22 protein-coding genes are annotated in these 21,148 nt (G+C 69.5%); 9 read left to right on the top strand and 13 right to left on the bottom strand.

The features are described from left to right. Positions 1-2: 2 nt before the first annotated feature. The 3 genes from HHL11_RS10470 to HHL11_RS10460 all read right to left on the bottom strand — a co-directional run bounded on the left by HHL11_RS10470 (position 3) and on the right by HHL11_RS10460 (position 1,785). Positions 3-779 carry an enoyl-CoA hydratase/isomerase family protein gene (locus HHL11_RS10470; RefSeq protein WP_169418327.1) on the bottom strand — a complete coding sequence of 259 codons (777 nt, stop codon included), beginning with the start codon at positions 777-779 and terminating at the stop codon, positions 3-5. A gap of 30 nt (positions 780-809) precedes the next feature. Then, complete coding sequence (locus tag HHL11_RS10465) at positions 810-1,262, bottom strand: hypothetical protein (protein WP_169418326.1); 453 nt, start codon at positions 1,260-1,262, stop codon at positions 810-812. 73 nt (positions 1,263-1,335) lie between these two features. Then, complete coding sequence (locus tag HHL11_RS10460) at positions 1,336-1,785, bottom strand: TerB family tellurite resistance protein (protein ID WP_169418325.1); 450 nt, start codon at positions 1,783-1,785, stop codon at positions 1,336-1,338. Between the two features lie 136 nt (positions 1,786-1,921). On the opposite strand from HHL11_RS10460, the gene HHL11_RS10455 reads away from it, so the two are divergent. Then, positions 1,922-2,869, top strand: coding sequence for a tetratricopeptide repeat protein (locus HHL11_RS10455; RefSeq protein WP_169418324.1), 948 nt, complete (start codon positions 1,922-1,924; stop codon positions 2,867-2,869). Between the two features lies 1 nt (position 2,870). On the opposite strand, the gene HHL11_RS10450 is transcribed toward HHL11_RS10455, so the two are convergent. Continuing rightward, positions 2,871-3,080, bottom strand: a complete 210-nt coding sequence (locus tag HHL11_RS10450) for a hypothetical protein (protein ID WP_169418323.1) — start codon at positions 3,078-3,080, stop codon at positions 2,871-2,873. Between the two features lie 71 nt (positions 3,081-3,151). On the opposite strand from HHL11_RS10450, the gene HHL11_RS10445 reads away from it, so the two are divergent. The 4 genes from HHL11_RS10445 (at position 3,152) to HHL11_RS10430 (ending at position 7,148) form a co-directional block, all read left to right on the top strand. After that, positions 3,152-4,363: a serine hydrolase domain-containing protein gene (locus HHL11_RS10445; protein ID WP_169418322.1), complete on the top strand. Its 1,212-nt coding sequence runs from the start codon at positions 3,152-3,154 to the stop codon at positions 4,361-4,363. Positions 4,364-4,385: 22 nt separating this feature from the next. After that, positions 4,386-5,177: a hydroxyacylglutathione hydrolase gene (locus tag HHL11_RS10440; RefSeq protein ID WP_169418321.1), complete on the top strand. Its 792-nt coding sequence runs from the start codon at positions 4,386-4,388 to the stop codon at positions 5,175-5,177. A 115-nt stretch (positions 5,178-5,292) separates the two neighbouring features. Continuing rightward, positions 5,293-6,411, top strand: a complete 1,119-nt coding sequence (locus HHL11_RS10435; protein WP_169418320.1) for an ABC transporter substrate-binding protein — start codon at positions 5,293-5,295, stop codon at positions 6,409-6,411. A 62-nt stretch (positions 6,412-6,473) separates the two neighbouring features. Next, on the top strand, positions 6,474-7,148 hold the full coding sequence (locus HHL11_RS10430; protein WP_169418319.1) for a VC0807 family protein: 675 nt from the start codon (positions 6,474-6,476) through the stop codon (positions 7,146-7,148). A 3-nt stretch (positions 7,149-7,151) separates the two neighbouring features. Here HHL11_RS10430 and HHL11_RS10425 read toward each other — a convergent pair whose 3' ends face one another. Further along, a complete protein-coding gene (locus HHL11_RS10425; RefSeq protein ID WP_169418318.1) occupies positions 7,152-7,448 on the bottom strand; it encodes an ATPase with chaperone activity in 297 nt (98 codons plus the stop codon). A gap of 7 nt (positions 7,449-7,455) precedes the next feature. Then, positions 7,456-8,067 (bottom strand): hypothetical protein, encoded by a 612-nt coding sequence (locus HHL11_RS10420; protein WP_169418317.1) that lies wholly within the window; start codon positions 8,065-8,067, stop codon positions 7,456-7,458. Between the two features lie 82 nt (positions 8,068-8,149). Here HHL11_RS10420 and mrdA point away from each other — a divergent pair, with 82 nt between their 5' ends. Beyond that, positions 8,150-10,198, top strand: a complete 2,049-nt coding sequence (gene mrdA / locus HHL11_RS10415; protein ID WP_169418316.1) for a penicillin-binding protein 2 — start codon at positions 8,150-8,152, stop codon at positions 10,196-10,198. A 97-nt stretch (positions 10,199-10,295) separates the two neighbouring features. Here the strand turns inward: mrdA and HHL11_RS10410 are convergent, their stop codons facing one another. From HHL11_RS10410 to HHL11_RS10400, 3 genes are read right to left on the bottom strand one after another with little or no spacing between them, the layout of a single operon-like run. Continuing rightward, positions 10,296-11,636: an MFS transporter gene (locus tag HHL11_RS10410; protein ID WP_169418315.1), complete on the bottom strand. Its 1,341-nt coding sequence runs from the start codon at positions 11,634-11,636 to the stop codon at positions 10,296-10,298. Between the two features lie 19 nt (positions 11,637-11,655). Then, a complete protein-coding gene (locus HHL11_RS10405) occupies positions 11,656-12,291 on the bottom strand; it encodes a flavin reductase family protein (protein ID WP_342593198.1) in 636 nt (211 codons plus the stop codon). 12 nt (positions 12,292-12,303) lie between these two features. After that, positions 12,304-13,044 (bottom strand): dienelactone hydrolase family protein, encoded by a 741-nt coding sequence (locus HHL11_RS10400; RefSeq protein WP_169418314.1) that lies wholly within the window; start codon positions 13,042-13,044, stop codon positions 12,304-12,306. A gap of 114 nt (positions 13,045-13,158) precedes the next feature. Here HHL11_RS10400 and HHL11_RS10395 point away from each other — a divergent pair, with 114 nt between their 5' ends. Both HHL11_RS10395 and HHL11_RS10390 read left to right on the top strand, forming a co-directional pair. Then, complete coding sequence (locus tag HHL11_RS10395) at positions 13,159-14,097, top strand: LysR family transcriptional regulator (RefSeq protein WP_169418313.1); 939 nt, start codon at positions 13,159-13,161, stop codon at positions 14,095-14,097. A gap of 107 nt (positions 14,098-14,204) precedes the next feature. Beyond that, entirely contained in the window at positions 14,205-14,774 is a 570-nt protein-coding gene (locus HHL11_RS10390; RefSeq protein ID WP_169418312.1) for a cupin domain-containing protein, read from the top strand. 7 nt (positions 14,775-14,781) lie between these two features. Here HHL11_RS10390 and HHL11_RS10385 read toward each other — a convergent pair whose 3' ends face one another. The 3 genes from HHL11_RS10385 to HHL11_RS10375 are packed head-to-tail and all read right to left on the bottom strand — an operon-like array spanning position 14,782 to position 18,803. Next, positions 14,782-15,669 (bottom strand): SMP-30/gluconolactonase/LRE family protein, encoded by an 888-nt coding sequence (locus HHL11_RS10385; RefSeq protein ID WP_169418311.1) that lies wholly within the window; start codon positions 15,667-15,669, stop codon positions 14,782-14,784. Continuing rightward, positions 15,669-16,640, bottom strand: coding sequence for a Bug family tripartite tricarboxylate transporter substrate binding protein (locus tag HHL11_RS10380; RefSeq protein WP_169418310.1), 972 nt, complete (start codon positions 16,638-16,640; stop codon positions 15,669-15,671). Before HHL11_RS10380 ends, HHL11_RS10385 begins: the two co-directional genes overlap by 1 nt. A 27-nt stretch (positions 16,641-16,667) precedes the next feature. Beyond that, positions 16,668-18,803, bottom strand: a complete 2,136-nt coding sequence (locus HHL11_RS10375; protein WP_169418309.1) for a beta-galactosidase trimerization domain-containing protein — start codon at positions 18,801-18,803, stop codon at positions 16,668-16,670. Positions 18,804-18,894: 91 nt separating this feature from the next. Here HHL11_RS10375 and HHL11_RS10370 point away from each other — a divergent pair, with 91 nt between their 5' ends. Continuing rightward, a complete protein-coding gene (locus tag HHL11_RS10370) occupies positions 18,895-19,671 on the top strand; it encodes an IclR family transcriptional regulator (protein ID WP_169418308.1) in 777 nt (258 codons plus the stop codon). Here the strand turns inward: HHL11_RS10370 and HHL11_RS10365 are convergent, their stop codons facing one another. Beyond that, entirely contained in the window at positions 19,672-21,045 is a 1,374-nt protein-coding gene (locus HHL11_RS10365; protein ID WP_169418307.1) for an MFS transporter, read from the bottom strand. It lies immediately after the preceding gene. Positions 21,046-21,148: the final 103 nt, after the last annotated feature.

Below are 21,148 nucleotides of genomic sequence, written 5' to 3'. Positions count from 1 at the left end.
CGTCAGCGGCCCTTCCACACCGGAGCGCGCCGCTCAGTGAACGCCTTTCGCCCTTCGGCGAAATCCTCGCTCGCCGCGCTGGCCCGCTCGCGCTCACGAATGCGCTCCACGTCGAACTCGCCGCGCGCGATCTCGTTCAGCGACGCCTTCATGTCCTGCGCCGCCCGCGGCGCCAGCGTCTTCAGCTGCGCGGCCAGCGCGTCCACGCGCGCTTCCAGCTGCTCGCGCGGCACCAGCTCCTGCAGGTAGCCCACGCGCAACAGCGTCTGCGCATCCAGCGCCTGCGCGGTGAGGAAAGCGCGCTTGGCCACGCTCACGCCCAGGCGCGACACGTAGCGCGCCAGGCCGCTGGCGTAGTAGTGCAGGCCCAGCGCCGCGGCCGGCATGCGCATCTCGATGCCTTCGGCGCCGATGGCGAAATCGCAGGCCAGCACGAAGTCGGTGGCCCCGCCATACACGCTGCCGTTCAGCGCGCAGATGGTCAGCGGCCGCACGCGCTCGAGCGCCTCCACGACCTGCTCGAAGTTGGCGGCCGGCTTGCCCTCCTCGAACTCGCCCGTGTGGTAGCCCGCGCTGAACACCGGGCGCTGCGCCAGCACTTCGGCCGTCAGCACCACCACGCGGATCGCCGGGTCGGCGTCCACCTGCGCGAACAGCTGCAGCAGGCGCTCGAGGTCTTCGTTATGCAGGCGGTTGCGATAGGCGGGCCGTGCCAGCGTGATGCGGGCAATGCCGTGCGCAGCTTCGTAACGGGGCGGTTCGTAAGGGAGCGAGCTCATGGCAGGGTTCTACCATCCCCGCCGCATCCTTCAGCGCTCCCAGAACCACCAGCCGTCGCCCTCGAAATCGTCGTCCCCGTCGTCGTCGCTGGAAAAAGGCCAGGCCCAGTAAGGGCGCACCACTTCGAAGTTCCAGGCGGCGCGCTCCTCGTGGCCGGCGCGGTCCCGCAGCAGCAGTTCCGCGGTGTGCGGGCCCACGTCCAGGTAAGCCTCGTATTCGACCGCGCTTCCCTTCAGCTGCAGGTGCCGGGTGACGTTGACGCCGTCCACGCGCAGCACCACGCTGCCCGGCTCCGCGGCGGAGCGCAATTGGGCGCCGATGCGCATCGGGCCGGTCCCGCGCACCTTCTCGCCGCGCGCCGGTTCCAGGCGCGTGAACGGCGCCGGCGTGGCCACGGCCGCCGCGGCGGGCGCGGCCTGCGCGGCCTGCAGGCCGGCGGCTGCCACCAGCGTGGCCCAGGCGAGCTTGCGGAAGATGTTCAAAGCAGGACTCCAGTGGAATCCAGCGTAAGCCTGCGTCCATGAACGCAGCCTGAACGGCCGGGCCGCGGGCTATTCAGCCGCCCTTGGCGCGCAATTTGGCCGCGATGTAGTCTCCGTGCGGCACGTGCAGCAACCCCGCGATCCGGGAAATGACGTGGATCTCGCCGGCGTCGGCCGTGCCGTCCACGTACGCCACCTTCCACATCAGCTCGATCACGTTCACCTTCTCCTCCTGGGCCAGGCGCTCGTTGAGGACGTTGGTAAAGGCGAAGTAATCGTTGGCGAGCCGGGACCGCTCTTCGGCCACGGCCAGCAGCTCCTGCACGTCCGCCGCGCTGAGCGTGAAGCGCTCCTGCAGGATGCGCTGCACCGCCGCGCGTTCGCCGGCATCCATGCCCTTGTCGGCCCGCATGGCTTCCACCAGCAGGACGGCCGTGGCCAGTTGGACGGTCATCGCCGAGGGGCCGGTCTCGCCGGCCGGGGCGGCCAGGTTCTTCAGGAATTCGCGCAAAGCCAGGATCACGCAGCCATTGTGCGCTGCGCAGCACGGGCGTGCAGGCCGGGGGCCGGTCTCCTACCGCGCGTCGGTGCCAGCGACTACAAGGCGGAACTTGCCGGGGCGGAAGATGGTCTACTCGGGCAGAACCTCAGACACAACCATGAACCCGAAACGATTGATCGCCCTGTTGCTGACGCTGCTGCTGGTGCTGTTCGGCGCCGCGGCGCGCGCCCAGGCGGCCGAGCCCACCGTCCACGACATCTACCAGGCCGCCGACGCCGGCGACCTGCAACGCGCCCGCACGCTGGTCGACCAGGTGCTGGAGAAGCATCCGAACAGCGCCAAGGCGCACTACGTCAAGGCCGAAATCGCGGCGCGCCAGCAGGACGCCGCCACCGCGCGCAGCGAACTGCAGAACGCGGAACGCATAGCGCCCGGCCTGCCCTTCGCCAAGCCCGAAGCGGCGGCTGCGCTGCGCTCGCAGGTGTCGCACCTGGGGAGCAGCAGCACCAACTCCGTCCAGCCGCAGCAACGCGTGCCGCAGGAACAGCGCCGCATGGGCGCGCCGCCTTCGGGCGGCTTCGGCCTCGGCGGGCTGCTCGTGCTGGGCGTGATCGTGATCGCGGTCATCGCCATCTTCAAGTCGCGCCGCCGCCCGGCCTATGGCCCTTACCAGCAACCTGGCGCGCCGGACAACAACTTCGGCCGCTATGACGGCGGCGTGCCGCAGCAGCCCTGGGGCGGCCAGCCTTACGGTTACGGCAACGTGCCGCCCGCGCAGCCGCAACCCGGCCTGGGCTCGACGCTGGGCCGCGGCCTGGCGACCGGCCTCGCCGTCGGTGCCGGAGCGGTGGCAGCGCAGGAGATCGGCCGCCGCATGTTCGAGCACGGCAACGGGCAGCAGCCGGCGATGGACAACCGCGACCTGCACGGCGGCTCGGGCGCCGATTCCTCGCTGGCCCGCGACGCCGGCCTGGGCTCGCTCAGCGGCGACCGCGACCGCACCAACGCCGATTTCGGCGGCAACGATTTCGGCATCGCCGACAACGGCAGCTGGGACGACGGCGGCGGCAGCTTCGACGGCGGCGGCAGCGACGACTGGAACTGATTCAGCGCCCGGCGCGCAGGTGCTGGACGCCTTCCGGCGTCAGCGACACGTGCTGCCGCTCGCAGCACACGTACCCGCGCAGGTTCGCCTCTTCCCACACCGGCAGGCGCGGGCACGAGGTGCGCCAGGCGTCCATCACCTCGGCATAGGGCCGCCCCGGGCCGATCCAGGCCAGCAGGTCGGTGACGAGGGCTTCCACGGGGTCGTTCATGGCCGGATGATGCGCCGGCTTGTCGCCGCCGTGCTGGCCGGCCCTGCCGCCATCGTGTCCAATCGGGCGCCATGAAAATCAAGAAAATCGCGTTGGGCGTGCTCGCCGTCCTGGCCGTGGCGGGCGCCGCCGGCTGGTTCAGCCTCGACAAGGAAACGCGCGGCGTGCTGGCCACGCTGCCCACCAACGCCGATATCCTGTTCTGGAGCCAGGCCCAGCGCGACGCCGGCTTCCGCGCGCTCGACCGCCTGCCCGTGCTGGCGAAGTCGCACGTGGTGCCAACCGGCCTCACGGTGCGCCCGCTGCCGCCTGGCCCGCCGCTGAAGCTGCCGGTGGACCTGGACACCTTCATGGCCGGCCAGCGCAGCGCCGCGGTGGTGATCGTGCAGGACGGCAAGCTGCGGCTGGAACGCTACGGCCTCGGCTTCGACGCCAGCGGCCGCTGGACCAGCTTCTCGGTGGCCAAGTCCATCACCTCCACGCTGGTGGGCGCGGCGCTCAAGGACGGCTTCATCCACAGCCTGGACGACAAGGTCAGCGCCTACATCCCGGACATGAAGGGCTCCGCGTACGATGACGTCAGCGTGCGCCAGCTGCTCACCATGACCTCCGGCGTGCGCTGGAACGAGAACTACGGCGACCCCGCTTCCGACGTCGCGCGCTTCAACAACCACAAGCCCGAGCCCGGCGTCGACGCGGTCGTGAGCTACATGCGCAAGCTGCCGCGCGAAGTGCCGCCCGGCACGCGCTGGCACTACAGCACCGGCGAAACGACCCTGGTCGGCATCCTGCTCGCCAACGCCATCCACAAGCCGCTGGCCGATTACCTCTCCGAAAAGATCTGGGCGCCCTACGGCATGGAGCAGCAGGCCACCTGGATCCTGAGCCGCAGCGGCAAGGAGATCAGCGGCTGCTGCGTGCAGGCGGCCACGCGCGACTTCGCGCGCTTCGGCCAGTTCGTGCTGGACGGCGCGCGCATCGATGGCCAGAACGTCCTGGCGGATGGCTACCTGGCCGAAGCGACGACCAGCCGCACCAGCATCGGCCTGCCGGATGCCGGCTACGGCTTCCAGTGGTGGACCTACGCGGACGGCAGCTTCTCCGCGCGCGGCATCTTCGGCCAGGGCATCTTCATCGACCCCAAGCGCAAGCTGGTGGTGGCCTTGAACGCCGACTGGGGCGGCGGCGCCAGCGAGCGCCCGGCCGCGCAGGCGCGCGAAGCCTTCTACCACGCGGTGCAGAAGGCGGTGGACGACGAAGCACGCGCTCCGCAAGTACAGTGAGAGGCTCGCAGGAGACCTCGCAATGATCGTCAAGCAGATCTGGACCGGCAACGCCTACCGCAACTTCAACTACCTGATCGCCTGCCCGGAGACGGGCGAGGCGCTCGCCATCGACCCGCTGGACCACGAGAAGTGCCTGCAGGCCGCCAGGGACGAAGGCTGGGACATCACCCAGGTGCTGAACACGCACGAGCACCACGACCACATCGGCGGCAACGCGGCGATCATCGCCAGGACCGGCGCCAGGCTGCTGGCGCACCACAGCGCCAAGGACAAGATCCCGGGCATGGACCGCGGCCTGCAGGCCGGCGACGTGGTGAAGGTGGGCAAGACCGTGGAGCTGGAAGCGCTGGACACGCCCGGCCACACCATGTGCCACATCTGCCTGTGCGCGCATGGCGAGCGGAAGGCCATCTTCAGTGGCGACACGCTGTTCAACGCGGGCGCGGGCAACGTCCACAACGGCGGCAACGTCGATTCGCTGTACGACACCTTCGCACGCCAGCTGGCGGCGCTGCCCGAGGACACGCTGGTCTACCCCGGCCACGACTACATCGAGAACAACCTGCGCTTCACCCTGGACCGCGAACCGGACAACGCGCTGGCGCGCGAACTGCTGGAGCAGTTGCACGGGCAGGACCCGGACAACGCCTACGTCTCGACGCTGGCCGTGGAAAGCGAGATCAACACCTTCTTCCGCCTGCGCAGCCCCTCGGTCATCGCGAAGCTGCGCGAACGCTTCCCCGACCTGCCCGAGAACCCGGACGCGCACGCCGTGTTCGTGAAGCTGCGGGAACTGCGTAACAGCTGGTAGATTCACCCATTCGTTTGACAGCGGATTCCCTAATTTAGGGACAACCCCGTTCAGGACCACACTGTGGCTGAGCTAGTTTCTGTCCAAGAACAGCTATCGAACGGGAGATTCCCCCATGCATGCATCCACGCTGGCCCGGGCGGGCCGCGTCCTGGCCTTGCTTGCCCTGCTCACGCCGGGCCTTTCCTCCGCGGACATCATCCTCGGCAACTCGGGCGACCTGTCCGGCACCAGCGCCTCGCTGACCAAGGACTACCTGCGCGGCATGAACGCGTACTTCGACGAGGTCAACCGCAAGGGCGGCGTGCGCGGCGAGAAGATCAAGCTGGTGAGCCTCGATGACGGCTTCAACCCGGACAAGACGGCCGAAAACACCAAGGCCTTGATCGACCAGAACGCGCTGGCGCTGGTGGGCCTGCGCGGCACGGCCAACGTGCAGAAGATCATTCCGCAAATCCAGGCCGCCGGCATCCCGCAGATCGGCAACACCAGCGGCGCCAAGTCGCTGCGCGACCCCTATGTGGAAGGCCTGTTCCACCTGCGCGCCAGCACCACCGACGAGATCGAGGCGGCGGTGAACCACGCCTGGACCACCGGCATCACGCGCCTGGCCGTCGCCTACCAGGACGACGCCTTCGGCAAGGAAGGCATGGACGCGCTGCTGGCCTCGCTGAAGAAGCGCGACGCCACCCCGGTGGCCCAGGCCCCGGTGCCGCGCGGCACCGTGGACGTGGCCAAGGCGGTCGACGCGATCGCCGCGGTGCAGCCGCAGGCGGTGATGTACATCGGCCAGTCCAAGCCGGCGGCGGCCCTCATCAAGGGCATCCACGCCAAGGGCGGGCGGCCGCAGTTCTTCGTGCTGAGCGTCGCCTCCGGCCTGCACGCGGACCTGCACGAGGAAGCGGCGGGCGTCATCGTCAGCCAGGTGGTCCCCTACCCGTTCACCGAGATGGGCAACCCGGTGGTGCGCGACTACCAGAAGACGCTGGGCGCCTTCGACGACGGCAAGTTCAGCTACAACAGCATGGAGGGCTACCTCAACGCCAAGCTGGTGACGATCGCCCTGCAGAAGACCGCACCGCCTCTGACGCGCGCGCGCCTGATCGCCACGCTGAAGGGCCTGACCAACGAGGACCTGGGTGGCTTCGCCATCAGCTACGGTCCGCACAGCAACCTGGGCTCGCGCTTCGTCGCGCTGTCGATGATCCGCAAGGACGGCACCTTCGCGCGCTGACCCGGCGGGCCTTTGCGCCCGCCTGCCTTTCGGCGCATGATCCAGGCCACCGGAGGTGGCGAATGGCCGACAAGGGCTTTTCCCTGCGCAGCGTCGCGCCGATGCTGGTCTTCGACGCTGCGCTCCCCTGGCTCACCTACACGCTGCTGAAGGCCCAGGTGCCGGACATCAGCGAGGTCCACGCGCTCGGCGCCAGCGCGGTCGGGCCAGCCGTCTACGGGCTGTACGGCGTCATCATCAAGCGGCACATCGACATCATCGGCAGCGTGGTGCTGGCCGGCATCGCGGTGTCCATCCTCGCGCTGTTCGTGGGCGGCGATCCCAAGGTGATCCTGGTGCGCGAGTCCTTCGTCACCGGCGCGCTGGGCGCCGTCTGCCTGCTGTCGCTGCTGGGGCCCAAGCCGCTGATGTTCTACGTCGGCCGCCAGTTCACGGCCGGCCAGGACCCGGAGGAGATCGCGAAGTTCGACGCGCTGTGGCAGCGGCCCGGCGCGCGCCGCGTGTTCCGTATCCTCACCGTGGTCTGGGGCGTGGGCTGGGTCGGCGAGTTCGGCCTGCGCGTGCTGATGGTGCAACTGCTGACGGTGCCGCAGGTGCTGGCCATCGGGCCGCTGGTGTTCAACGGCATCACCTTCGCGCTGATTGCGTGGACCGTCGCCTGGACGCGCCGGCGGCGGAAGCTGGGGGAACAGGCGATGGCGGCGGAGGCGGCGGCCGAAGCGCGTCCGCAGGCCTGAGCCTCAGTCCAGCGGCCAGCCCAGCACTTCCGCCATCCGCGTCACGACCCAGGTGCATTCCTGCGGCTGCAGCGAGCCGGCATCGCCCAGGCCGCGCTCCATGGCGGCGAGCACGTCCCGTTCACTGCCGCCGGTCTTGAACTGCGCCACGGAAGCCTGCTCCGACAGCAGCTGCGCCATGTCCTCGCACAGCTCGTAGCGCTCGCGCACGGTGCGCATCGGTTCGGTGAGGCGGCCGGAAGGGGAGGTGAACAGCGCCACGAAGGAAGGCGGCACCTCGATCTGGTTGAAATCGTCCATCGGGGCGTCATTGTCGCTGCTGGGCCAGCAGCGCCTTGGCGGCCTCGATGCGCAGGTGCATCGCGACGGCCGGATCGTTCATCACGGCCAGCAGGAAGCTGCGCGGGTCCTGTTGCGGCGCCTGCGTGTTCGCCGCGGGCGCCGCCGGGGCGGCCAGCACGCGCTCGACGTCTTCCGTCTTCATGCTCTTGAGCCGCGACAGCAGCTCGGCCTGCGCCTCCGCGCCCGGCGGGATGTCCAGCCAGGGCTCGTCAGAGAACAAGGCGGCCAGGTCCGACGCGACGAACGCCGACCACTGGTCCGGAGCCGCTTCGAAGGGCGGCAGCGGTGGCCCGATGGTCATGGACACGCGATCGCGCGGCACGTCGGCCAGGTAGCGCTGGCGCAGCGCGTCGAGAAATTCCAGCGCACGCGCCTGCGCCAGCGGCTCGGCCGTGGAGAACCACAGCTGGTAGCCGGCGCTGCCGGACACCGCGATGGCGGGCGCCGGCAAGGCCAGCCCGGCCTGCACGCCCTGCCACAGCGCGCCCAGCCGGTCCCAGCCGGTCGTCGCGGAAAGCACCAGCGCCCGCGGGCCCGGCTCGTACAGGCGCTGCTGCTCGGCTTGAAGTCTGCTCATGTCCGTGAACTCTAACCGCCCCACGCGGCTGGGAACCGCTGCATCATGAATGACTCAGTCGTTGGTCCTCCCGAGGTGGCCCATGGATGCAAACGCGCCCCCCGATCCCGCGCTGCTGCGCTTTCGCACCCGCGTGCTCGCGGCCTGCGCCCTCGTGCTGGTGGGCTTCATCGCCCTCGGGGCGCGGCTGGTGTGGCTGCAGGTGTTCCGCCACGTCGAGCTCGACGAGGAAGCGGTGGCCAACAGCACGGGCATCGTGCCCATCGTCCCCAACCGCGGGCTCATCGTCGACCGCAACGGCATCTTGCTGGCCAACAACTATGCGGCCTACACGCTGGAGATCAAGCCTTCGGAGGCGACCATGCCGCTGCCGGCGCTGGTCGACGAAGTGGCCAAGGTGGTGCCCGTCACGGCGCGCGACCGCCGCCGCTTCCAGAAGCTGCTGGACGAAGGCAAGAGCGTCGGCTCCATCCCGATCCGCACCAAGCTGACCGACGAGGAAGTGGCGCGCTTCACGGCGGAGCGCTTCCGCTTTCCCGGCGTCGACATCAACGCGCGCCTGTTCCGCAGCTATCCCTGGGGTGAACTGGGCAGCCACGCCATCGGCTACATCGGCCGCATCAACGAGACCGAGAAGACGCAGATGGAGGACTGGCCCGACGACGAGCAAGCCAACTATCGCGGCACCGAGTACATCGGCAAGCTGGGCGTCGAGCAGAGCTTCGAGAAGGAACTGCACGGCTCCACCGGCGCCGAACAGGTGCAGACGCAGGCCTCGGGCCGCGCGGTGCGCGCGCTGGCGAGCGAGCCGGCGACCGCGGGCAACGTCGTCAAGCTCACGCTGGACATCAAGCTGCAGAAGCTGGTGGAAGACCTGTACGGCAACCGCCGCGGCGCCATGGTGGCCATCGAGCCGAAGACCGGCGAGGTGCTCGCCTTCGTCTCCAAGCCCACCTTCGACCCCAACCTGTTCGTCGACGGCATCGACCCGGTGAGCTGGAAGGAACTGAACGAGTCGCCGGACAAGCCGCTGCTCAATCGCGCGCTGCACGGCACCTACCCGCCCGGCTCCACCTACAAGCCCTACATGGCCCTGATCGCGCTGGAGACGCACAAGCGCCGGCCCGAGCAGTCCATCAACGACCCCGGCTACTTCTGGTTCGGCAACCACAAGTTCCGCGACGACAAGGAGGGCGGCCACGGCGTGGTGAACATGTACAAGTCCATCGTGGCTTCGTGCGACACCTACTACTACATGCTGGCGGCCGACCTGGGCGTGGACACCATCGCGAACTACATGGCGGGCTTCGGCTTCGGCCAGCCCACCGGCATCGACATCGCCGGCGAGGCGCGCGGCGTGCTGCCGTCCACGCGTTGGAAGCGCGAGACCTACCACCGGCGCGAGCAGCAGAAGTGGTACGCGGGCGAGACCATCTCGCTGGGCATCGGCCAGGGCTACAACAGCTTCACCATCCTGCAGCTGGCCAGCGCCGTCGCGACGCTCGCCAACGACGGCGTGCGCATGAAGCCGCACCTGGTGAAGGAGGTGGTCAACGAGATCGGCAGGAAGCCGCGCGTGGTGCCGCCGCAGGAGATGGGCCGCATGAACGTGAAGCCGGAGAACCTGGCCTTCGTGAAGCACGCCATGGAGGGCGTCAACATCGAGGGCACGGCGGCGGCCGCCTTCAAGGGAGCGGGCTACACCAGCGGCGGCAAGACCGGCACGGCGCAGGTGCTGGAGCTGAAGGCCAACGAGAAATACCACGCCAACGAAATCGACGAGCGCCACCGCGACCACGCCCTCTTCATCGCCTTCGCGCCGGCGGACAACCCGAAGATCGCGCTGGCGATGGTGGTGGAGAACGGCGGCTTCGGCGCCGCGGCCGCCGCGCCCATCGCGCGCCGCGTGTTCGACTACATGCTGCTGGGCCAGTACCCCAGCGCCGAGGACATGGCCGCCGTGCAGCAGGCCCAGGCCACCACGCCGATCGGCACGCCACGCACCGCCGACGCCGCCTGGCCGCCGGCCAACGTAGGCCCCGGCGCACCGCCCGCGCCCGACGATCCGAGCCTGCAGGCCAACCTGGCGGCGGCGCGCACGATGACGGCGGCCTTCGTGCCGCGCCGCTAGCGCATGGACCGCAACGAGCTGTCCGACAAGGACCGGCGGGAAGCGGACAGGGTCGAGGAGCAGACCACCCCGCGCACTCGAGGCGAGGCAGGCCCGCTCAAGCTGCGTTCGCCGCCGGCACGGCCGGCGCGCGCCGGCCGGGTTCCATCGCCCACACCAGCAGGGAGCACACCACGGGCGGCACGGCGAGCACGAGGAAGATGCTCGAGGTCGGCAATCCCATCTTGAGGAACTCGCCGCCCAGCAAGGGGCCGAGGATGGAACCGAAGCGGCCGATGCCCAGCGCCCAGCCGATGCCCGTCGAGCGCAAGGCCGTCGGGTAGTAACTGGTGGAGAGCGCGTTCACCGCGCCCTGCCCGCCGATGACGCAGAACCCCGCCACGCTCACGGCGATGAACAACTGCGAACCCGCCATGTCCAGCCTGCCGACGCTGAAGACGGCGACGGCGGCGAGCATGAAGCAGGCAAGCAGCACGCGCCGGAAACCCACCCGGTCGATGACCACGCCCAGCACCAGCGCGCCGAAGGTGCCTCCAGCCTGCAGTGCGGTCCCGGCCAGCACGGCGTCGCCGAGCGGCCGCCCCGCCCCCCGCACGACGGTCGGGATCCAGTTGGCGAGGAAGTACACCGTCAGCAGGTTCAGCAGGTTCACGCCCCACAGCAGCAGCGTCATGCGCGCCCGCCCGCCGGCGAACAGGTCGAACACGGGCGCACCGCCCGGCGCGGGCTCCTTCACCTTCAGCTCCGCCTGTTCGTCCGCCACGGCCGCTGCGTCGATGCGGCGCAGCCACTTCCGCGCGGCGGCGTGCCGGCCCCGCAGCACCAGGAACTGGATCGACTCGGGCAGGCGGACGAACATCGCGACCGCGCAGGCCACCGGCACCACGCCACCCGCCAGGAAGACCGATTGCCAGCCCCAGCGAGGCAGCAGCACGGTGGACAGGAGCCCGGCGAGGATGGCGCCGACCCCGAAGCACACGCCCACCAGCATCAGCACCGTCACCCGCACGCGCTGCGGCGCGTATTCGCCGGCCAGCGCCATCGCATTGGGCAGGATGGCGCCGAGGCCCAGGCCCGCGAAGAAGCGCGCGGCGCCCAGCCCGGCGAGCGTCGTCGCCAGCGGCGTGAGCAGCATGCACACGCCGAAGAACAGCGTGGAGGCGATCAGCACGGGCCGCCGGCCCCACTTGTCGGCCGCGACGCTCAGCGCGAACGAGCCCACCAGCAGGCCGCCCAGGCCCGCGGCGAAGACGGGGCCGAGAGCGGCCTTGTCGATGTTCCAGTCCTGCACGATGGCCGGCGCGACGAAGCCGATCATCTGGATGTCGAAGCCATCCATCAGCAGCGCCAGCCCGCACAGCGTGATGGCCAGCACCTGGAACGCGCCCAGCCGGGCGCCGTCGATCAGGGCCGGCACGTCGATCTGCTTGTTCGCCATGGAATCCCCTCCGGTTTGCTTAGCGGGTGCCCTTGCCCCAGGCGTTGCCGTAGTCGTCGACCCGGCTGGCCATGTCCGGCGGCAGGTCCAGCCGCTCGGTCGCCGTGACGGTGGAATAGAGCGCGCCATCCAGCTTGCCCACCGGCTGCAGCCGCTCGGCGACCACCCGGCCGTCCACCATGACGTCGTCGGCGACGTGGAAGCACAGCACGTCGCCGAACACCACGAAGCAATCGCCCATGGGCAGCACCTGCCGCAGCTTGCATTCCATGGAGGCCCGGGCCTGCGCCACCCGCGGCGGCCGCACGAAGCGGCTGGGCGCGCTTTCGAGGCCGGCCATCTCGAATTCGCTGGCGTTCGGCGGCCAGTTGGCGGACGTGACGCGCATCTGCTGCCGCAGTTCGTGCGACACCATGTTGACGACGAACTCGCCGGTCTCGCGGATGTTGCGCAGCGTGTCCTTCACGCCGTTGGACGAGAACATGATGATCGGCGGATTGGCCGAACAGTTGTTGAAGTGGCTGTACGGCGCCAGGTTGGCGACGCCGTCCTCTCCCTGGGTCGAGATCCAGGCGATCGGACGCGGGACGACGAGCGACGTCATCAGGAAGTAGTTGGCGATGTTCGCCTGCTCCCTGCAGATGATGGTGGGCACTTGATGGGCTCCTCAGGATTGCGAACGAAGGGTGTGGGACAGGTGGGCGATGCCGGCGGCGAGTTCTTCCTCGCTGCGGCCCGCATGTGCTCCGGGGTAGGCGTGCAGGCGCTTGTCGGGCGCCCCGAGCGCATCGAACAGGTCCAGCGTGCCGGCCCGGTCGAAGAACTCGTCATTCCAATGCTGGACGAACAGCACGGGACAGCGGATGCGCGCTGCGTCGGCCGCGATATGGCTGCTTCCGGGAAAATTCACGGACCACTTGCCGAACACGGCGCTCGCGGCAGCGGGCAGGCGCGCCAGCACGGAGAGGCCGAAGGCCGTGCCCATGGACAGGCCGACCCAGCCGATGCGCGTTGCGTCCACGGCCGGCAGGCCGGCGAGTCCGTCGAGGACGGCGAGCCAGTCGTCGACGAAGGACGGAAAACGGTTGCCGCCTTGCCAGGCCCGGGCGAATTCGGCCTGGACGCTCGCTCCCTGGGCACCGTCGCCGCGCCGGTCTCCGTGGAGCGGGCCGTCGATGGCGGCGCAGCAGAAGCCATGGTCCTGTACGAGGCGCAATGCCGCGGCAGTGGTGGCCGCGTCCCTGCGGTGGCCGGAGCCACCATGCTGCAGCAGGACCAAGGGCTGCCTGCCGCCCAAGGCCGGCGACCACAAGGTCCCGGGGATGTCGCGGCCGCCAGCCGAGGCGCGGAAGTGCCGGGCGTCCACGCCCACGGCAGCCCATTCGGCCGCCACGAAATCGATTTGCACGAAGCTTTGTCTCCTGCGGCCACTGTAGGTGCGCGCCGCGGCGGCGGTCCACTACCATTTCCTGACCGCTTCGATAACAAACCGGCATCGGGCCGCGGACCGACAATCGAGCCCATGGACCTTCGCCAGCTGCGTTATTTCGTCAAGGTCGCCGAGGAGCGCCACTTCGGCCGCGCTGCCCAGGCGCTGCACATCGCCCAGCCGGCGCTGACGCGCCAGGTGCGGCAACTGGAGGACGAACTGGGCGTGCAGCTGTTCGAGCGCCATGCCCGCGGCGCGACGCCGACCTCCGATGCCGAACTGCTGCTGGAGCGAGCCTCCTTCCTGCTGCGCTATGCCGACCAGATGCGGCACGACATGGTGGCGCGCCAGCGCCACCCGCAGGGCACCATCGCCATCGGCATGTCGCCCGGCGTGGCGCTGGTGCTGACAGCGCCCTTGGCCGCCGCCGTGCGCGAGCGCTTCCCCGCCGTGCGGCTGCAGATCGTGGAGCTGTGGGCCGACACGCTGTATTCGCAGCTGCTGCAGGGCCGGCTCGACGTCGGCGTGATGGTCGGGAGCAGCGCCTTGCCCAAGCTCACCACGGCGGAACTGCTCACCGAGCAGCTTTGCCTGATCGGCCCCGCCGGCCACCCGAAGCTCAAAGGGCGGCAGCTCCGGCCGCAGGACCTGCAAGGCCTGCCGCTGATCCTGACCGGCGTCGCGAAAGGCGGCGTGCGAGGCATCGTCGAAGCCGCCACGAGCCGCGCGGACATCACGCTGGACGGCGTGATCGAGGTGCAGTCGCTGGAGGTGGCGAAGCGCCTGGTCGCCGAAGGCTTCGGCCTGACGGTGCATTTCGCGGCGCCGATCCAGCCCGACCTGCAGGCGAAGGCCTTGCGCGCCGTGCCGATCCAGGGCCTGACGCAGAGCCGCTTCCTCGCGCGCGCATCGGAACGCCCGCCGTCGACGGCGGCCGGCGCGATCTGGTCGACCTTGAAGGACGTCGTCGCCGACCTGGTGAAGAGCGGCCGCTGGCCCAACGCGACCCTGTCGCGCGAATTGAAGCGGTGAAGCGGCGCCGATGCCGGCCCGGCATCGGAAGCATCAGCAATCGGTAGTGGACCGCGTGGCGCACGCCGCCCTAGAGTGCGGCCGGTTCGACACCGGAGACACGCACCATGAGTTCAGAGACTTTTCCCCGCCCGCAGTTCGCGAAGTTCGCGGAGCTGAGCCCCACGAAAAAGAACTACACCGGCGAGGCGCTGGGCATTCCCATCGCCGCCTACGAGATGCTCGCCGCCAAGAACATCTACCTGATGATGGCGCCCGACGGCACTTCGCGCGGCCTCAGCAAGAACAAGCCGGCGATCGCCGGCATCCCGGGCGTGGAAGTGGCGATCGTGGAATGCCCGCCGGGCAACGGCGCGGGGCTGCACATCCACCACCGCACCTACGAGTCCTTCGTCTGCATCGAGGGCAGCTTCGAGATCGCGTGGGGTCCCGACGGCGAGAACAAGACGGTGCTCGCGCCCTGCGACATGGTCTCCATCCCGCCCGGCGTGTACCGGTCCTTCCGCAACGTCGGCGACAAGACGGCGCGCATGCTGGGCTTCGTCCAGGGTCCGAAGGAAGCCGCCATGAACGACATCGTCTATTCGAAGTCCGCGGCCGACCAGGTCGAGGCGGCGCACGGCGCGGAGGTGATGGGCAACTTCCAGCGCATCGGCATTTCCTTCGCCGAGCGGTAGGCAGCGTTCAAGCGAGCGCCGGCAGCGTGAACAACGCCTCCGCCCCCGAGCACGTCACCACGATCCGCTGCCCCGCGGCATCCATCGCGATGTTGCTCGGGAAAGCGCCGTCGGGGAAGTGATAGCGCGCGATCGCCTCCGCCTTCCGGTTCAACACCCACACCGCATCCGCGCCCGGCAGGCAGACCCACAGCCGGCCCGCGGCATCGATGTGGATGCCATCGGGCCCGACCGGTCCGTAGAAGCTGGCGAAGCGGCCCAGCCGCGTCGGCTGGCCGCTGGCCGTCAGCGGCGCGCGCCAGACCGCGTTGTCGCGGGTGACCGCGACGAACAGCTCGCCGCCGTCCGCGCTGACGCGCAGCCCGTTCGGGCTCGGCAACCGGTCCAGGATGCAGCGCAGCTCGCCGCCCTGCCAGCGATACACGCGGCCCGCCGGGTCGTGCAGCCCGGTCTGGCCCTGGTCGGTGAACCAGACGGCGCCATCGGCGGTGAGCTGCAGGTCGTTGATGCCCAGGAAGCCCTGCGTCACCGCATGCGTGAGCAGCATTTCGACGCCGCCGGTGCGCAGGTCCAGCCGCACCAGGCCGCGGCGCGCATCGGCCACGAGCATCCGGCCATCGGGCGCCATCGCCATGCCGTTGGGCCAGCCGTCGTACGCACAGGCCACCTCCCAGTGGCCGGTCGGATCGACGCGCAGGATGCGGCCGTTCGGGATGTCCACGCAGTACAGCGTGCCGTCCGGCGCCAGCACCGGCCCTTCGAGGAAGGTGGTGGCCGCGCTGCCGCGCCGGTTGATGCGGCTCCACTCCACCTGCTGCTGTGGCCGCAATTCCGGCGGCACCGACGTCCAGGGAACCGCCGACTGCTTGAGGACGTTCTCCGCCAGGTTCAGCATCAGCCCGCCTTGATCCCGGCGGCCTTCACCACCTTGCCCCACTTGTCCGACTCGGACTTGATGAAGGCGCCGAACTGCGCGGGCGTCGAGCCGAGCGGATGGAAGTCGTTCTGCGCCATCTGCTGCAGCACCTTCTTGTCCTGCAGGATACGCGTGAGCTCGGTGTTCAGGCGCGCGACGATCGCCTCGGGCGTGCCGGCTGGCGCCAGCACGCCGTACCAGACGCTGGCCTCGTAGCCCGCCACGCCCGCTTCGGCCACCGTGGGCACGTCCGGCAAGTCCTTCAGGCGCGTGGCGCTCGTCACGGCCAGCGGCCGCAGCTTGCCGGCCTTGATGTAGCCCATGACGCCGGGCGTGGAAGCAAAGCTCAGGTCGATCTGGCCGGCCAGCAGGTCGGTCGTCGCCACCGCCGCGCCCTTGTACGACACATGGACGAAATCCAGCTGCACCGAGCGCTTGAACAGCTCGGTGGCCAGGTGGGCCGCGCTGCCGGTGACCGAACCGTCATTGAGCTTGCCCGGATGCGCCTTGGCATAGGCGATCAGCTCGGGCAGCGTCTTCACCGGCAGCTTGGGGTTGACGACGACGACGAAGGGCGCGTCCGCTGCCAGCGTGATGGGCGCGAAATCCTTGATCGGGTCGAACTTCAGGTTGCCGTACAGCGTGGCGTTGATCGACAGCGGCCCCGAGGTGCCGAGGAACAGCGTGTAGCCGTCCGGCTCGGAGTGCGCGACGAATTCGGCGCCGATGTCGCCGCCGGCGCCGGGCCGGTTGTCGATGACGATGGTCTGCCCGAGCCGCTCGCCCAGCGGCTGCGCCAGGATGCGGGCCAGCAGGTCGGTCGGCCCGCCCGCGGTGAGCGGCACGACCATCTTGATCGGCTTGTTCGGCCAGCCGGACTGGGCGAAGGCAAAGGCCGGCAGGGCTCCGGCGGCGATAGCGGCCAGGGCGTGGCGGCGCTGCATGGGCATGGTCTTGTCTCCTTGCTGTTGCGGACGTCAGGCGTCCAGTTCGAATGCGACGATCTCGTGGTCGGCCAGGCGCGGCACCGTCACCTCCGCCCAGTCGCCCTGCGTGGCGTGCGGCAGCACCGCGTTGTCGGTGGCGCTGCGCACCGCGCGCAGCTTCTGCCCGGGAGCGAGCCGCAGCCGCACGCGGATGCCGTCCACCGGCACCAGGTTGCGCCCCGGATGGCGCCAGCCGGTGTTGACGTGCTTGCCGACGGCGAAGTTGATCAGGTGCACCAGGCGCCGGCCCGGCTGCGCCTGGCGCGTGACGTCCACGTAGTCGGGCGCATCCACTTCCAGGTCCTGCGCATCGCCCAGGCCCAGCAGCACCGCGTTGGCGAGGATGCGGCCCAGGTCCGGGAAGCCGTACTTGTAGAACAGCGCGTCCATGCGGTTGGCGAACAGCACGACACGGCCCTGGCCATGCGCGCCGTGCACGACCACCGGCACGTCGGTGGCGCCGCGCACGGCGCTGAACTCGGGGATGCTGATGGTGGCGCCCGAATGCGCGGTCACCGGCGGGATCAGCGTGAGCGGCACGACATTGCCGGCGCCGGGCACGAACTCCAGCAGGTCGCCGTCGTTGGGCACGACGTCGGTGTCGCCCAGGCCTTGCAGCAGCGCGTCGTCGCGCTGCGCGAGGAAGCCGTAGGAGGACTGCAGCTTGCGTCGGCACGCGCCGTGGCGGCCGCCCAGCATCGCGGCCAGCGGCGCCTCCCGGCGCTCCACGCCCTGCTCGTCGTAGCGCCCGGCGTCGTAGGTGCCCACCACCGTGCCGCCGGCGGCGGCGAAGGCGCGCACGGCTTCCACCGCCGCATCGGTGAGGCACGCAGTGTTCGGCAGCACCAGCACGCAGTACTGCTTCAGGCGCTGCGCATCGAGGAACTTGTCGGAGAGCACGTCGAAGGGGATGTGCGCTTCCGACAGCGCGGCGTAGTAGCCGCGCACCGAGTCCATGTAGCGGCCATAGGGGTCGTCGCGGCCGTAGTTGTCCTGCGTGTAGCGCGAGAAGACGACCGCCACCTTGGCATCGGACTGCGCGCCGTCGAAGTATTCTTCCCAACGGCCCAGGCGCTGGAACACCTCCTGCATCGGTTGCAGACCGCGGCGGTCGAAGATGGGCGACAGGCCGCCGTTGATGTGCAGCCAGCTGTTGACGCCGTTGGCGAACTGCTGCGCGATCCAGGGCCGGTTCTCCGCTTCCGGCGCCGCATAGAGGCGCCACCACGGATAGAAGTAGCTCACCGTCATCCAGCGCGGCTTGTCCGGCGCGATGCCGGCCAGGTACTTGGCCTGGATGCCCGGCCACCAGGGCGCGGTGTTGCGGCGCTGGCATTCGAAAGCCACCACGTCCTGGTGCTCCAGCCAGTAGTCCACGTCCCAACCGCCGGGGCGGATGGTCTCCAGCGATTCGGCCAGCTGGATGGCGGAGATGAAGATCGCATCGCTCTTCACCTCGTGGATGGCCTGGTGCATGCGCTGCACCCAGGCCGCGATGCGGCGGTAGCGCCATTCGTTGTACTGGCGCCAGACCGGGCTGTCCCAGTCTTCCGTTTCGGGAATCGCGTGGCCCGAGCTCTCGCGGAACATGCGCTGGCAGGTCGGGCAATAGCAGGCGTCGGTGTCCCAGGCGGCGAACTTGCCCTGGTTGTTCCAGATGCCGTCGGCGTCGTAGCGGCGCACCATCTCCTGCACCACTTCAACCATGCGGCCGTGGTAGTAGCCGGCGTTGGGGCAGGTGACGTAATGGCCGCTCACCTCGAAGAAATTGCCTTCGCGGTCGCGCGCGAACCAGTCCGGGTGCGCCTCGGCCAGTTCACGCGGCGCGCAGCTGGGGTCGATGCGCGCCAGCACCCGCAGGCCCTGCTTGTGCGCTTCCGGAATGATCTCGGCCAGCAGGTCGCGGTCACCGAGCGTCGCGCTGATGCGCTGGCCCGGGATCTTCGTCTGGTAGAAGGCGACGATGCCGCCGCCGTTGATGCAGAAGGCGGTGGCGCCGTAGCGCTTCACGTCTTCCACGAAGGCGCGTGCTTCCACCCGGGGCTCGTCGCCTTCGCGCAGGTTCAGCAGCATCACGCGGTTGGGTTGCTTCCACCACGGCTGGGTCATCGGCTTGTCTCCGTTCATGCGGGGCAGTGTAGGAACACGATCCCCGTTTCCCAATGGCCAGTCCGCGGCAGAGTCCACTATGTGGACGCCCCGGTGTTAGCATGCGTCCATGGCGAGTCCCGCCGGCACCCAGCTCATCGCCCGCAGCGCCACGCTGCTGCGGCTCATCGCCAACTCCAACCACCAGGGCGCGCGCTTGGTCGACCTGGCGCTGCACTCGGGCCTGGAACGGCCCACGGTGCGCCGCATCCTGCAAGGCCTGATCGCCGAAGGCATGGTGCGCCAACAGGACGGCGACCACCGCTACCTGCTGGGCCACCTCACCTACGAACTCGGGCTGGCCGCCGCGCGCGGCATCGACATGCCGCGCATCGCCGCGGCTTCGCTGGACCGCATCGCGCAGGCGACCGGCGACACGGTGTACCTGGTACAACGCAGCGGCCTCGACTCGGTGTGCATCGACCGCCGCGAAGGCCCTTTCCCCGACCAGGTGCGGACCATCGACGTCGGCGCGCGCCGTCCGCTGGGCGCTGCGGTGGGCGGCCTGGCGCTGCTGGCCAGCGTGCCGGAGGACGAATGCAGTTCCATCGTGGAACTGAATCGCACGCAGTTCGAGCCGTACGAAAAGCTCTACGGCCGCCCGCTGGAGGAAGCCGTGCGCGATGCCCGCGGCCGCGGCTACGCGCTGATGCCGGTCAACGTGCTGCCCTACATGAGCGGCGTGGGCGTCGCCCTCCCCGCGGTGACCGGCACGCCGCACACGGCGCTGAGCGTGTCGGCCCTGTCCAACCGATTGATGGAAAAAGAGCGCCACCGCGAGGTGGCGCTCCTGTTGCAGCAGGAGGCCCGCATCGTGGCCTCCGCCTGCGCGGCGCTCGGGCGCTGATCAGGCCGCGACGGCCGTGCCCGCGATCGCCTGTTCGCGCAGGCGCTCGTAATCGCCCTTCTCCACCGGCCGCGCATCCTTCTTGCCCAGGTCCGCCATCCGCACGCGATAGGTCTCGCGCGCGCTCCACGCCGAGATCGCCGCGACGATGGTGATGGCCAGCGTGATGGAGCCGACGATCAGCGGGATGTTCTGCGCGCCGGGCGGCGCGACGGCGACGAACAGCGCCGGCAGCAGCGCGCTGATGGCGGTGCCGATGTTCTGCGAGATCGCCATGCCCGACACCCGGGTGCGCGTGGGGAACATCTCCGGATAGAAGCTGGGGAACACCGCGTTGTAGCCCTGGTAGACCACGCCCCACATCAGCAGCGACAGCGCGAAGGCGAGCGGCACGTTGTGGATGCTGATGGCATAGAGGTAGCCGAAGGACAGCAGGCCCGCGAGCACCGAGCCGACGGCCATGGGCAGGCGGCGGCCGATGCGGTCCGACAGGTTGCCCACGTAGGGGATCACCAGCACGGCGACCACGTTGCCCACCACCGGGATCCACAAGTACACGTCCTTCTCGAAGCCGATGCCGTAACCCGGTTGCACCGCATACGCCGCGCCGAAGATCGTGGCGACCACCGGGATCACGTTCATCAGCGAACACAGCGCCACCCGCACCATGTCGCGCCAGTTCTCGCGGAAGGCCTGCACCACCGGCGCCCTCGGCACGGCTTGCTGCGAGCTCTCGTCGGTAAAGGCCGGCGTCTCCTCCACTTCGCGGCGGATGATCCAGCCGGCGATGATGACGACGAAGCTGAGAATGAAGGGGATGCGCCAGCCCCAGGCCATGAACGCGTCCTTCTCCATGAAGTGCGCGAGCGGCAGGAACACCGCCGCGGCCAGGATCTGCCCGGCCTGCACGCCTTGCAGCGTGAAGCTGGCGAAGAAGCCGCGCCGGCCGAAGGGCGCATGCTCCAGGATCATGGAGCTGGCGCCCGAGATCTCGCCCGCGACGGCGAAGCCCTGGACCAGCCGCAGGATCACCAGCAGCAGCGGCGCCATCAAGCCCACCGAGTCGTACGTCGGCAGCAGGCCCACGCCGATGGTGGAGAAACCCATGAGGAACATGCAGGTGAGCAGGACCTTCTTGCGGCCGTGCGTGTCGCCCAGGTGGCCCAGCACGAAGGCGCCGATCGGGCGCGCCACGTAGCCGACGCCATAGGTGGCGAGCGAGGCGATGATGGCCGTCCTGGGGTTGCCGGGCGGGAAGAAGATCTGCGGAAAGATCAGCGACGCCGCGGTGGCGTAGATGAAGAAGTCGTAGTACTCCAGGGCGGATCCGATCCAGCCGCTGGCGGCGGCCTTCTTCGTCTGTGCGCTTGCCATTGCTTGTCTCCAGGGGTGTGCGTTGGTCCTGGCAGCAGCTTAGGCAATGGCCGGGTTTTTACTAGCTCAGCCCGGGGCTGGCCGGTCGATCATCGATCGGCCG

Origin of the sequence: Ramlibacter agri, from assembly GCF_012927085.1 — a bacterium.
In the GTDB taxonomy this organism is placed as follows: Bacteria; Pseudomonadota; Gammaproteobacteria; order Burkholderiales; family Burkholderiaceae_C; genus Ramlibacter; species Ramlibacter agri.
This window is presented reverse-complemented; position numbering and strand designations above follow the sequence as displayed.

Coding starts and splice junctions, on each gene's coding strand:
- HHL11_RS10420 (WP_169418317.1), bottom strand. CDS start 8,067: ATGAGCAGACTTCAAGCCGAGCAGCAGCGCCTGTACGAGCCGGGCCCG.
- HHL11_RS10425 (WP_169418318.1), bottom strand. CDS start 7,448: ATGGACGATTTCAACCAGATCGAGGTGCCGCCTTCCTTCGTGGCGCTG.
- HHL11_RS10395 (WP_169418313.1), top strand. CDS start 13,159: ATGGACCTTCGCCAGCTGCGTTATTTCGTCAAGGTCGCCGAGGAGCGC.
- HHL11_RS10390 (WP_169418312.1), top strand. CDS start 14,205: ATGAGTTCAGAGACTTTTCCCCGCCCGCAGTTCGCGAAGTTCGCGGAG.
- HHL11_RS10445 (WP_169418322.1), top strand. CDS start 3,152: ATGAAAATCAAGAAAATCGCGTTGGGCGTGCTCGCCGTCCTGGCCGTG.
- HHL11_RS10385 (WP_169418311.1), bottom strand. CDS start 15,669: ATGCTGAACCTGGCGGAGAACGTCCTCAAGCAGTCGGCGGTTCCCTGG.
- HHL11_RS10375 (WP_169418309.1), bottom strand. CDS start 18,803: ATGAACGGAGACAAGCCGATGACCCAGCCGTGGTGGAAGCAACCCAAC.
- mrdA (WP_169418316.1), top strand. CDS start 8,150: ATGGATGCAAACGCGCCCCCCGATCCCGCGCTGCTGCGCTTTCGCACC.
- HHL11_RS10470 (WP_169418327.1), bottom strand. CDS start 779: ATGAGCTCGCTCCCTTACGAACCGCCCCGTTACGAAGCTGCGCACGGC.
- HHL11_RS10435 (WP_169418320.1), top strand. CDS start 5,293: ATGCATGCATCCACGCTGGCCCGGGCGGGCCGCGTCCTGGCCTTGCTT.
- HHL11_RS10455 (WP_169418324.1), top strand. CDS start 1,922: ATGAACCCGAAACGATTGATCGCCCTGTTGCTGACGCTGCTGCTGGTG.
- HHL11_RS10450 (WP_169418323.1), bottom strand. CDS start 3,080: ATGAACGACCCCGTGGAAGCCCTCGTCACCGACCTGCTGGCCTGGATC.
- HHL11_RS10370 (WP_169418308.1), top strand. CDS start 18,895: ATGGCGAGTCCCGCCGGCACCCAGCTCATCGCCCGCAGCGCCACGCTG.
- HHL11_RS10430 (WP_169418319.1), top strand. CDS start 6,474: ATGGCCGACAAGGGCTTTTCCCTGCGCAGCGTCGCGCCGATGCTGGTC.
- HHL11_RS10440 (WP_169418321.1), top strand. CDS start 4,386: ATGATCGTCAAGCAGATCTGGACCGGCAACGCCTACCGCAACTTCAAC.
- HHL11_RS10380 (WP_169418310.1), bottom strand. CDS start 16,640: ATGCCCATGCAGCGCCGCCACGCCCTGGCCGCTATCGCCGCCGGAGCC.
- HHL11_RS10410 (WP_169418315.1), bottom strand. CDS start 11,636: ATGGCGAACAAGCAGATCGACGTGCCGGCCCTGATCGACGGCGCCCGG.
- HHL11_RS10365 (WP_169418307.1), bottom strand. CDS start 21,045: ATGGCAAGCGCACAGACGAAGAAGGCCGCCGCCAGCGGCTGGATCGGA.